Source organism: Bradyrhizobium sp. NAS96.2 (assembly GCF_001908235.1).
GTDB lineage: Bacteria > Pseudomonadota > Alphaproteobacteria > Rhizobiales > Xanthobacteraceae > Bradyrhizobium.
Genome location: NZ_LGHK01000185.1, coordinates 1 through 11,428, shown reverse-complemented (window position 1 = coordinate 11,428; position 11,428 = coordinate 1). Strand labels below are relative to the sequence as shown.

General features: G+C 65.0%; 13 protein-coding genes. 7 read left to right on the top strand and 6 right to left on the bottom strand.

Features of this window, described 5'->3' with window-relative positions; all coding sequences use genetic code 11:
• The 4 genes from AC628_RS32240 to AC628_RS32225 form a co-directional block, all read left to right on the top strand.
• Window positions 1–1,250 (top strand): FAD-dependent oxidoreductase (locus AC628_RS32240; protein WP_074130790.1); only part of this gene is annotated, 1,250 nt, incomplete at its 5' end.
• A 12-nt stretch (window positions 1,251–1,262) separates the two neighbouring features.
• Window positions 1,263–2,267, top strand: a complete 1,005-nt coding sequence (locus AC628_RS32235; RefSeq protein ID WP_074130789.1) for an ABC transporter substrate-binding protein — start codon at window positions 1,263–1,265, stop codon at window positions 2,265–2,267.
• 206 nt (window positions 2,268–2,473) lie between these two features.
• Entirely contained in the window at window positions 2,474–3,247 is a 774-nt protein-coding gene (locus AC628_RS32230) for an ABC transporter ATP-binding protein (RefSeq protein WP_074130788.1), read from the top strand.
• Window positions 3,240–4,067 (top strand): ABC transporter permease, encoded by an 828-nt coding sequence (locus tag AC628_RS32225; RefSeq protein WP_074130787.1) that lies wholly within the window; start codon window positions 3,240–3,242, stop codon window positions 4,065–4,067. The genes AC628_RS32230 and AC628_RS32225 overlap by 8 nt, the downstream gene beginning before the upstream one ends.
• 72 nt (window positions 4,068–4,139) lie before the next feature.
• Here the strand turns inward: AC628_RS32225 and gtdA are convergent, their stop codons facing one another.
• Window positions 4,140–5,180, bottom strand: a complete 1,041-nt coding sequence (gene gtdA, locus AC628_RS32220; RefSeq protein WP_074130786.1) for a gentisate 1,2-dioxygenase — start codon at window positions 5,178–5,180, stop codon at window positions 4,140–4,142.
• Window positions 5,181–5,287: 107 nt separating this feature from the next.
• Between gtdA and maiA the strand changes: the two genes are divergently transcribed.
• From maiA to AC628_RS32205, 3 genes are read left to right on the top strand one after another with little or no spacing between them, the layout of a single operon-like run.
• Window positions 5,288–5,920: a maleylacetoacetate isomerase gene (gene maiA / locus AC628_RS32215; RefSeq protein WP_074130785.1), complete on the top strand. Its 633-nt coding sequence runs from the start codon at window positions 5,288–5,290 to the stop codon at window positions 5,918–5,920.
• Window positions 5,910–6,422: a MarR family winged helix-turn-helix transcriptional regulator gene (locus tag AC628_RS32210; RefSeq protein WP_074130784.1), complete on the top strand. Its 513-nt coding sequence runs from the start codon at window positions 5,910–5,912 to the stop codon at window positions 6,420–6,422. The genes maiA and AC628_RS32210 overlap by 11 nt, the downstream gene beginning before the upstream one ends.
• Window positions 6,422–7,606 carry a 3-hydroxybenzoate 6-monooxygenase gene (locus AC628_RS32205; protein ID WP_074130783.1) on the top strand — a complete coding sequence of 395 codons (1,185 nt, stop codon included), beginning with the start codon at window positions 6,422–6,424 and terminating at the stop codon, window positions 7,604–7,606. Before AC628_RS32210 ends, AC628_RS32205 begins: the two co-directional genes overlap by 1 nt.
• A gap of 216 nt (window positions 7,607–7,822) precedes the next feature.
• Here the strand turns inward: AC628_RS32205 and AC628_RS32200 are convergent, their stop codons facing one another.
• From AC628_RS32200 to AC628_RS43320, 5 genes are all read right to left on the bottom strand, one after another.
• A complete protein-coding gene (locus tag AC628_RS32200; RefSeq protein ID WP_074130782.1) occupies window positions 7,823–9,433 on the bottom strand; it encodes a benzoate-CoA ligase family protein in 1,611 nt (536 codons plus the stop codon).
• Complete coding sequence (locus AC628_RS32195; RefSeq protein ID WP_074130781.1) at window positions 9,430–10,560, bottom strand: FAD-dependent monooxygenase; 1,131 nt, start codon at window positions 10,558–10,560, stop codon at window positions 9,430–9,432. Before AC628_RS32195 ends, AC628_RS32200 begins: the two co-directional genes overlap by 4 nt.
• Before the next feature lie 115 nt (window positions 10,561–10,675).
• Window positions 10,676–10,888, bottom strand: a complete 213-nt coding sequence (locus AC628_RS32190) for a hypothetical protein (protein ID WP_074130780.1) — start codon at window positions 10,886–10,888, stop codon at window positions 10,676–10,678.
• Window positions 10,889–10,995: 107 nt separating this feature from the next.
• Complete coding sequence (locus AC628_RS32185; RefSeq protein ID WP_074130779.1) at window positions 10,996–11,217, bottom strand: cysteine rich repeat-containing protein; 222 nt, start codon at window positions 11,215–11,217, stop codon at window positions 10,996–10,998.
• 36 nt (window positions 11,218–11,253) lie between these two features.
• Window positions 11,254–11,428, bottom strand: a 175-nt coding sequence (locus tag AC628_RS43320) for a cysteine rich repeat-containing protein (protein WP_245321437.1), incomplete at its 5' end; no start/stop codon positions are given.

The following is an 11,428-nucleotide window of genomic DNA, read 5'->3' as shown; positions in this document are numbered from 1 at the left end:
CGCGCGCGGGGCGGCGGACGCTGTTGATCGAGCGCTACGGATTTCTTGGCGGCATGGGTACCGCGGCCGGCGTGACCAATTTCTGTGGCCTGCACGCCAACATCTTCGGCAAGATGCATCGGGTGGTGCAGGGCATCGCCTCCGACCTCTTGGCGCGGATCGACCGGCTCGGCGGCTTGAACGCGCCGCATCTGATCCTCGGCAAGATCTTTGCGCAGGCCTATGACACTGCGGCCTACAAGATCGCGGCGGACGATCTGCTGGCGCATCACAAGGTCGATATCCTGTTCCACGCGCTAGGTGCCGGAGTCGTCATGGATGGCACGTATATCCGCGCGCTGATGGTGGAAACCAAGGCCGGCCGCCAGGCGGTGCGTGCTGGCATCTTCATCGACTGCTCCGGTGACGGCGATCTCGCGGTGTGGGCCGGTGCGCCCTATGAAGTCGGCGACAATGCCGGCGGCATGCTCTACCCCTCGATGATGTTCCGCCTCAACGGCATCGATCCGGCCAAGGCCGGCGATGCGTGGCGCATAATTCCGGAGCGGATGGCGCAGGCCGAGGCCGCCGGCACGCACAAATTCCCGCGCAAGTCGGCGATCGTGCGGCCGCAGAAGTCGCAGATCGAATGGCGGGTGAACTTCACCCAGGTGACGCGCAGCGACGGCGGCGCCATTTCCGGTATTGATCCTGATGACATGACGCGCGGCGAGATCGAGGGCCGCCGCCAGGCCGTCGAGGCGTTCAAGTTCCTGCGCACAGTGCCGGGCTTCGAGAATTCCTACATCGTCGATCTGCCGCCGCAGCTCGGCATCCGCGAGACGCGGCGCGTGATCGGCGGCTACATGCTGTCCGGTGAGGACGTGCTGGGCTGCGCCTCGTTCGAGGACTCGATCGGCGTCAATGGCTGGCCGATGGAAAAGCACGTGCCGGGCGATGTGACCTTCGAGTTTCCGCCGATCCCGGAGAGCCGCGGCTACAACGAGTTGCCGTATCGCATGCTGGTGCCTGACGACGTCGATAACCTGCTGGTCGCCGGCCGCTGCGCCTCGATGACCCATGAAGGGCAATCGGCGGCGCGCGTCTCCGGTGCCTGCTTCGTGATGGGCGAGGCGGCGGGAACCGCGGCTGCGCTCGCACTTTCGGGCAATACGATTCCGCGCGACATTTCCGTCGAAAAGTTGCAACAACAGCTCGCGGCGCAGGGCGCGTTTATCGGGCGCGACCAGGCCGTGCCCGAGGGGCTATAGGTGGAGACGGCAATGAAGGGTTGGGCGCGGCTCGCACTCGCGGGTCTCTTGGTGTGGGCCGCGAGCGGCATCGCGCGGGCTGACGATCTCCTGAAGGCGAAGATCGGTGTCTTGCGGCTGTCGTCGTCGGCGCCGGTGTTCATCGCGCAGGACAAGGGTTATTTCCGCGACGCCGGGCTCGATGTCGAGCTGAAATTCTTCGACGCGGCGCAGCCGATCGCGGTCGCGACCACGTCGGGTGACGTCGATTTCGGCATCACCGCCTTCACCGCGGGGCTCTACAACCTCGCCGGCAAGGGCACGCTGAAGGTGATCGGCGGCATGAGCCGCGAGAAGGCCGGCTATCCCCTGATCGGCTATTTCGCCAGCAACAACGCCTATGCCGCCGGCCTGAAGGCCCCGAAGGATCTCGCCGGCAAGCGCGTCGCGGTGACCCAGGTCGGCTCCAGCTTCCATTATTCGCTCGGCCTGCTCGCCGACAAATACGGCTTCAAGCTGTCGGACGTGAAGATCGTGCCGCTGCAATCGCTGTCGAACGCGGCCGCGGCGCTGAAGGGCGAAACCGTCGACGCCGCGCTGCTGCCGGTCTCGACGGCGCGGACGCTGATGGATTCGAACGGCGCGAAATTCCTCGGCTGGGTCGGCGACGAGACGCCGTGGCAACTGGGCGCCATCTTCGCGTCGCCGAAGACGCTGACCAACCCGCAATTGGTGAAGAGACTGCTCACCGCGCTGACCCGTGCCGACCACGAATATCACGACGTGATCCTGACCGCGATCAAGGACGGCGTGGCGCCGATCAACGAGAAAACAAAACCGCTGCTCGAGATCATCGCCAAATACACCAACCTGCCGGTCGAGCAGGTGGTCGGCAACTGCGCCTATATCGATCCCGACGGCAAGCTCGACGTGAAGAACGTCGACAACCAGATCAAATGGCTGCAGGAGCAGGGCTTCGCCGACAAGGGTTTTGATGCGAATGCGATCATCGCCAAGGATTATGTGAAGGCGGATTGATGAAGCAGCGCCACGCATACTTTACTCGATCCGTCATCCTGAGGTGCAAGCCTTGCGGTGTACTTGCACCGCTGGGCGAGCCTCGAAGGATGCACGGTCCCCTTACATCCGGGCCGTCGACCCTTCGAGACGCCGCTTCGCGGCTCCTCCAGCGACAAAGGCGAAGCCTTTGCGCGGGGGTGACGGAACAGACGGTGAGCCAGTAGATGGACCTGATCGCCGACCATATCAGTCATCGCTTCGGCGCACTCGACGTGCTCGATGATGTCTCCTTCACGGTCCGCGCCGGCGAGGTCGTCGCGATCGTCGGTCCGTCCGGCTGCGGCAAGAGCACGCTGCTATCGATCCTCGGCGGCCTGCTGCGGCCGAGCAAGGGCGCTGCCGAGTTGCGCGGCGCACCGCCGGCCGGCAGCCTCAATCCGTTGACCTTCGTGTTTCAGGATTTTGCCCTGCTGCCGTGGAATACGGTCGAGGAGAATGTCGCATTCCCGCTGCTGCACACGGGCCTCAGCGCCGGCGAGCGTCGCGCCGTGATCGACGATGCGCTGCGCCGCACCGGCTTAACGGATTTCCGCGTCGCTTACCCGAAGCAGCTCTCCGGCGGCATGCGCCAGCGCGTCGGCATTGCGCGCGCGCTTGCGGTTCGTCCGGCGATCCTGTTGATGGACGAGCCGCTGTCGGCACTGGATTCGCAAACTCGCGAGCTCCTGATGGAGGATTTCGTCGGCCTGCTGGCCGACGGCGCGATGGGCGCGGTCTATGTCACGCATAATCTCGAGGAAGCGGTGCGGCTCGCCGACCGCGTCGTGGTGCTGTCGCGCCGCCCCGGCCGCATCCGGGAGATCGTGACCATCCCGATGACGCGCGCCGAGCGTGGCATGGCGGATGCCCGCGGGCCGATGGCCGCACTTCAAGGTGAGCTGTGGTCGCTGATCCGCAAGGAAGCGATCGATGCCGAGCGCGAGGTCCAGCATGCTTGATCGCGCGCCGCCGGAGACAAAAGACCAATCGGCGGAAGCGACCCGGCCGGTCGCGTTTCGCGGCGCCGGCTTCACATCGGGAGGTAGCCGCTATGCCGGCTGGATCGCGCTCGCGCTGGTCATCGCGATCTGGCAGCTCGCCGGCAGCGCAGGATGGGTCAATCCGTTGTTCCTGCCGGCGCCGTCGGCGATCGCGGTCGCGATCACCAAGCTCGCGACGTCGGGAGCGCTGTGGCAGCATTTGTCGTGGTCGATCATGCGGATCGGCACCGGATGGATCATTGGCACGGTTGCCGGCGTCATCGTCGGCTTTGCGATCGGGCTGTCGACCATGGCGCGCGGCGTCGGCATCACCTTCATCTCGGCGCTGTTCCCGATCCCGAAGATCGCGCTGCTGCCGCTTTTGATCCTGTGGCTCGGGATCGGCGAGGAGCCGAAGATCGCGACCATTGCGCTCGGGGTGTTCTTCTCGACCGCGATCTCGGTCTATAGCGGCGTCGATGCGGTGCCGCGCAACCTGATCCGGATGGCGCAGAGCTTCAACGTGCCGTTTCATGCCATCGTGCGCCGCGTGATCTGGCCGGGCGCGCTGCCCTCGATCCTCGCCGGCTTCCGCATCACCGCATCGGTTGCACTGCTGCTGGTCGTCAGCGCCGAGATGATCGGCGCGCAATACGGCATCGGCGCCTTCGTACTGCAGGCCGGCAATCTGATGCAGACCGATCAGCTGCTCGCCGGTGTCGTGATCCTGTCGCTGTTCGGGCTCGCGGTCGGGAAGCTGATCAATCTGCTGGAGACGCGGCTGCTGCACTGGCGGTGAGGCACGCTGCCGGCCAAAAATTCTGCTGTCGTCCCTGCTTTCGCCGGGACGACGGCGACTACACGTTTCTGCTTACGCGTTCCCCCGATCCTCGCGAAACAAATCCAGCTTCTGCTGCACCGGGCGGTCGGAGAACGAGAACAGCACTGCGTCGGTATCGGCCTCGTGGGTGACCCAGTGCCAGCTCGGCACCACGAACAGGTCGCGCGGTCCCCATTCGAAGGTTTGGTCGCCAACCCGGGTGCGGCCCTTGCCCTCGATCGCGGCAAACACGGTCGCATCAGTGGAACGATAGCGTGCGGTCTTAAAACCCTTCGGCAGCAGCTGGATGAAGGTGCCGATGGTCGGCATCGCGAAATCGCCGGTCTCGGGGTTGGAGAATTTCAGCTTGAGGCCGTGGCAGGCGTCCCACTCGTCGCTGGCTTTGGCCTTCTCCAGCGCCTCGCGGGTGTATTCATAGGGATAGTTGAAGATCGGCGAGGTCTTCGAGGTGCGCTTCTGGTCGATCGGCAACAGGTTGTGGCCGTAGCGCGCGAAGCTGGCGCCGGCCGGCTTGGAGATCGATTGCTGATCTTCCTTGGCGCCTTCGGCAAACGAGCAGTCGAAGAACTGCACTATCGGGATGTCGAGCCCGTCGAGCCAGAACATCGGCTCATTGGTTTCGTTGGAATGGTCGTGCCAGGTCATCGACGGTGTGATGACGAAATCGCCCGGCGACATCGCGGTGCGCTCGCCGTCAACCGCGGTGAAGGCGCCCTTACCCTCGAGCACGAAGCGCAGCGCCGACTGGGCATGACGATGGGCGGGGGCGATGTCGCCCGGCACCACCATCTGCACGCCTGCGAACAGCGAGGTCGTGATCTTGGATTGGCCGCGCAGCCCGGGATTTTCCAGCACCAGCACGCGGCGCTCGGCTTCCTTGGCCGTGATCAGCTTTCCGGCCTCGTTCATGTAGTCGCGGATCTGGTCGAACTTCCACAAGTGAGGGCGGCAGGCGCTTTTCGGCTCCGGCGTGATCAGATCGTTCATCACGTTCCACAGCGCCGAGAGGTTCTGGCCGTCGATCTTCTTGTAGAACGCCTCGCGCTCCGGGGTCTTCTGCACGGCTTCCATGGCAAGCCTCCCATCGTTCTTGTTTGGTGCAATTTAATTGACAGTATACTGACAATATGGCTAGCGTCAACGAAACAAGCCAATGACGAAATGCAAGGGAGGTTCCGATGAAGCTGCATGGCTATTTCCGGAGCAGCGCGTCCTACCGGGTCCGGATCGCCCTCAATCTGAAGGGGCTGACGCCGGAGCACCTGCCGCATCATCTGCGTAAGGGCGAGCAATGCGCGCCGGCCTATCTCGCGATCAACCCGCAGGGGCTGGTACCGACGCTGGAGAGCGATGCCGGCGCGATCCTTACCCAGTCGCTTGCGATCATCGAATGGCTCGACGAGACGAATCCCAATCCGCCGCTGCTGCCGAAGGATCCGCTGCGGCGCGCAAAGGTGCGGGCGTTCGCCCAGGCGATCGCGTGCGACACCCACCCGGTGCAAAATCTCAAGGTGCTGGCGCGGTTGCGTCAGCTCGGCCTGCCCGAGGAGCAGGTGACGGAGTGGGCGGCCTGGGCCAATCGCGAGGGCCTTTCGGCCTGCGAGACCCTGATAGCTGACGAGGCCGGGCCGTTCTGCTTCGGCGATGCGCCGACGCTCGCCGATCTCTGCCTGGTGCCGCAGCTCGCCAATGCGCGGCGCTTCGGCGTCGACGTGTCGGCCTATCCGCGCCTGCTCAAGGCCGAGGCCGCGGCCAAACAAGTCAAGGCGTTCGCCGACGCCGCCCCGGACAAGCAGCCCGATGCCGAATAGCAAGCCAACGCCCGTCACCATGGACGCGGTTTACACCGCGCCCGGCTATCTGTTTCGGCGCATGCAGCAGATCGCGGTCGCGTTGTTCATCGAGGAGTGCAAGGCGTTCGACCTGACGCCGGTGCAATACGCTGCGCTGGTCGCGATCTCGACCCATCCCGGCATCGACGCCACAAGGCTTTCGGCGGTGATCGCGTTCGACCGCTCCACGCTCGGCAATGTGATCGAGCGGCTGCAGGCCAAGGAATACATTGTGCGCAAGCCGGCCGCGGAGGACAAGCGCGTCAAGCTGCTTTATCTCACCAAGGCCGGTGCGGCCGTGCTCGGCGACATCATGCCCTCCGTCGACAAGGCGCAGGCGCGGATGCTGCAGCCGCTGAAGCCGGGCGACCGCAAGACGCTTCTCTCGCTCTTGACCCAACTTGTCGACCTCAACAATGAGGCGTCGCGGGTGCCGCTGCGCGCCGAGGACGCGCTCGAACATCTGGGGAGGTCGGGCTGATGGCGGACAGCAAGCCGGTCCTGATCGCTGGCGGCGGCATCGGCGGCCTCGCCGTGGCGCTGGGCCTTGCGCAAAAGGGCATCCGCTCGATCCTGCTGGAGAAGGCGGCCACGCTCGGCGAGATCGGCGCCGGCATCCAGCTCGGGCCGAACGCGTTCCAGGCCTTCGACTATCTCGGCGTCGGCGAGGCCGCGCGCAACATGGCCGTCTATATCGATCAGCTGCGGCTGATGGATGCGCTGACCGCCGATGAGATCACCCACATCGATCTCGGCGAGACGTTTCGCGCGCGGTTCGGCAACCCCTATGCCGTGGTGCATCGCGGCGACCTGCATGGTGTGTTCCTGCGCGCCTGCCAGAATCATGAACTGATCGAGCTCCGCGTGTCCAGCGAAGTGACGGGCTACGAGCAGGATGGCTCGTCGGTGACCGCAAAGCTTGCCAGTGGCGAGCACATCACCGGGCGTCTCCTGATCGGCGCCGACGGATTGTGGTCGAACATCCGCAAGCAGGTGACGGCGGACGGCCCGCCGCGCGTCTCCGGCCACACCACCTATCGCTCCGTGATCCCGACCGAGCAGATGCCGGAGGATCTGCGCTGGAACGCGGCGACGCTGTGGGCCGGCCCGAAATGCCACATCGTGCATTACCCGCTGTCGGGCTGGAAGGTGTTCAACCTCGTCGTCACCTATCACAACGACGCGCCGGAGCCGGTCGCCGGCAAGCCGGTCTCCGAGCAAGAGGTGATGAAGGGCTTCACCCACGTCCACGAGCGGGCGCAGAACATCATCCGCCACGGCACCAACTGGAAGCTCTGGGTGTTGTGCGACCGCGATCCGAACGCGCAATGGATCGACGGCCGCGCGGTGCTGCTCGGCGACGCCGCGCATCCGATGCTGCAATATTTCGCGCAGGGCGCCTGCCAGGCGATGGAGGATGCGGTGTGTCTGTCGCACATGCTGGCCAATCACGATGATCATGCGGTTGCGCTCGACGCCTATCGCGCCCAGCGCTTTCCGCGCACCGCGCGCGTGCAGCTGATGTCACGCGCGATCGGCGAGCATGTCTACCATCCCTCAGGCGAACACGCCCGCATCCGCAACGCGATCATGAGCGCGAAATCGCAAGGCCAGTGGCGCGACGACATCGCGTGGCTGTATGGCGGGACGGGGTTGGGTAGTTAGCTGCCGGTGGCCAACGTATAAGACGCGATTGCCGCATCCTCAGTCGTCGTCCCGGACAAGCGAAGCGCGATCCGGGACCCATAACCACGAATAGTCGTTGTTGAGGTAGGCTGCGGCCCCAGCCTTCGCGCCACAAACACTTGTGGTTACGGGTCCTGGCTTTCGCCGGGACGACACCGAATTTGTGGTAGCCGCGTTCCTTCGAAAACGCAGTCCCTACATCCGCATCACCGCCTGCCGGTCGATCTTGCCCGTGCCGGTCTTCGGCAGTTCGTCGATGAACTTCACCTCGCGCGGATATTTGTAGGGCAAGAGCTTCGTCTTGACGTAGTCCTGCAACCGCCGCGTTGCTTCGGCCGTGTCGAAGCCACCTTTGTTCATCACCACCACGGCGCGCAGCGTCATGCGGCGGTCGGGCAATTCGGCGGCGTAGACCGCGCATTCACGGACGTCGGGGTGATCGGCGAGGCAGAGTTCGACCTCCAGCGGATAGACCCACTGGCCGGAGATCTTGATCAGGTCGTCGGCGCGGCCGCGGAAGAAGTGGAAGCCGTCGCTGTCGCGCATGAAGCGGTCGCCGGTGTAGATCCAGCCGTCCTCGCGCACGGTCTCGGCGGTCTTGTCCGGCCGGTTCCAGTACAGCGGCGTGGCGGAATCGCCGCGCACCCACAGAATGCCTTCCTCATTGTCGCCGACCTCGCGGCCGTCGCTGTCGCGCAGCATGATCTCATAGCCGGGCACGCGCAGGCCCGCGGCGCCGAGCTTCTTCTGCTCCGCGCGGTTGCTGAGATAGACGTGCAGCACCTCGGTCGAGCCGAGGCCTTCGATGATCTCGAGCCCGGTGAGCCGCTTCCAGCCGTTGAACACATCGGCCGACAGCACCTCGGCGGCCGAGACCGCCATCCGCAGCGAGGAGAAGTCGGCAGCGTCGGCGCCTTCGGCCTTGGTCAGGGTGATGTAGAGCGTCGGCAGCCCGAAGAACACGGTCGGCCGATACTGACCGATCGCCGCGAAGATCGCGGCCGGCTTCGGCTGGCCTGGCAGCAGCAGCGTCGCGGCGCCGACCGAGAACGGAAACGTGATCGAGTTGCCGAAACCATAGGCAAAAAAGATCTTTGGCACCGAGAAGCAGATGTCGCCGGGCTTGAGCTTCAGCACATTGCGGGCAAAGGCCCGCTCGCTATAGGCCATGTCGTGCTGCAGATGCACGATGCCCTTGGGGCGGCCGGTCGAGCCCGACGAATACATCCAGAACGCCATCTCGTTGCGGTGGGTGTCGGCCGCGTCGAACTCGGTCGGAAACGCTTGCAGCCAATCGCCCGCGTTCCGCGTTTCCGCAACTGCGTGATCGCCAGCGGGGCCGTTCACCACGACCAACGTGCGCAACGGGGTGTCCTTGCAGGCTTCGGCATTGAAGCGCGTGCAAAATTCGGCATCGGTGACGGCGACCTGCGCGCCGGCGTCGGACAAATAGAATTGCAGCAGCTCCGGCGTCGTCAGCGTGTTGATCAGGAGCGGCACGAAGCCGCCCCGGACCGCACCGAAGAACGCTGCCGGATAGGCCGGGGTGTCGTCGAGGAACAGCAGCACGCGGTCGCCGCGCTTAAGTCCCAGCGACTGGAGGGCGTGGCCCCAGCGCGCGGCGTCAGCGCAGAGCTCGCGATAGGTCCGCGTGCCGGCCGGGCCGGTCAGCGCGAGGCGCTCGGCATTCCCGTTGCCGAGATTGTCGAACAGGATGCGGCTCGCATTGTAGTGTTCGGGGATCGTAAAGCCGATCTCGCGCGCACCGGGATTATCAGGCGGAACCTGGTCGGCGATCCCAGTCATGAGCGTCCCTTTGAGCATTCGTAGCGGGCCATGAAGGCGGGCGACATTGCGCGTAGCCGCGCGTCGTCGATCCGGCCGGAGCGGGTGATGTAGCTGTAGGCGAAATCCATCAGATCGTGCTTCATGTGCGCGGGGAAATGCTCGTACCAGTCGGCACTGGTCCGCGCCGCGGTGACGAGCTTCTTCACGATCGGCATGCGCTCGGCCTCGTAGCGCGCCAGTGCGGCGGCAATGCCGTTCTCGGTCTCCAGCGCCTTGGTCAGCGCGATCGCATCCTCGATCGCCAGCCGCGTGCCCGAGCCGATCGAGAAATGCGCCGAATGCAGCGCGTCGCCGATCAGCACCATGTTGCCGTGCGACCAGCGCTCGTTCCAGATCCACGGGAAATTGCGCCACACCGATTTGTTCGAGATCAGCCTGTGGCCGTCCAGCGTCGCGGCGAACACGTCCTCGCAGATCGCCTGCGACTCCTCGATGCTCTTGTCGGCGAAGCCGTAAGCCGCCCAGGTCGCCGCGTCGCACTCGACCAGGAAGGTGCTCATGTCCTTCGCATAGCGATAGTGATGGGCATTGAAGCTGCCGCGGTCGGTCGCCACGAAGGTCTGCGACAGCGTCGCGAAGGGCTTGGTCGTGCCGTACCAGGCGAACTTGTTGGAGGAATGCGACACTGACGCGCCGAAGGCGGCCTCAAAGCCGCGCCGGACCATCGAGTTCAGCCCGTCGGCGGCGACGATCAGGTCGTAACCCGTGAGCTCGTCGACCGATTGCACGACGGTGTCGAAACGCGGTGTGATCCCTGTGCTGCGCACGCGCTCCTGCAGAATGGTCAGCAGCGCCAGCCGGCCGATCGAGGAGAAGCCGACGCCGTCGATCTCGACGCTCTCGCCGCGCAGATTGAGCGTGATGTTCTTCCAGCTCTCCATCCGCGGCGTGATGGCGTCGACCGTCTCGGGGTCGTCGGCGCGCAGGAAGTCCAGCGCCTGCTCGGAGAACACCACGCCGAAGCCCCAGGTGGCGCCGGCGGCGTTCTGCTCGAACAGATCGATCTCGGCGTCGGGATGACGCTTCTTCCACAGATAGGCGAAATAGAGCCCGCCGGGCCCTCCGCCAATCACGGCGATCCGCAACGTCTGCCTCCCAGATTGACAGTGTACTTACAATTTGGGTCCAGACTAATCGCCCTCTGGCGGGAACGCCAGAGGGAAAATGCGCGCGGTGGCTACAAGTGTGGAGCCGAAAAGTTCAGTAGCAGCGGCGGACCTTGACCCCGCCGACCCATACCCAGCGGCAGCCGGCAACGACGGGCTTGCGGACGACGACCGCGCCGTGATGGCCGGCGCATCCGGCGCGATACGGGCCGCGTCCGCACACCACGGCGTTGGCGTCGGAGGATTCGAAAGTCATGGTCGCGGCAAAGGACAGCAGGGCTGCAGCGATCAGCAATAATGAGCGCATGATATTCCCTCTCCCGGAGTGAGGTATGGTTGGCCTTTGGGTGACAACAAGGTGCTGCGGCTTCGTGCCCGACACTCGCCGGGCACTTGTCGTCTCCGCTTGTGCGGTTACTTCCTTTCCGCTTCCGCCAGCACCTTCTTGCAGGCGGGCGTCAGCTTGTCGCTTTCCTTGGCGAGACAGGCGATGATGCGCCCGCCGCCGGGCGTCACGCTTTTGCAGAACTTCTGATAGTCGCCCATGCAGGCGTCGCGTTGCGCGGCGGTTAGATCCTGGGCGTAGACGGCGGACGTGCCGCACAGCAAGGCGGCGGTCAGGACAATACGCAGCATTGATCACTTCCTTTGGTCAGTCGCGTGACAACAGGATTACCGCGCCGCGAACGGCGCCAGCACCTCGCGGCATGCCGGCGAGAGCGAGCCGGCATTGGTCGCGAGGCATTGCACGATCCGTCCGCCGCCGGGCTGGACACCGCCGCAAACCGAGCGAACGTCGGCGCCGCAGGCCGAGCGCAGCACGAACAGCTCTTCGCGCGGCCGCAGC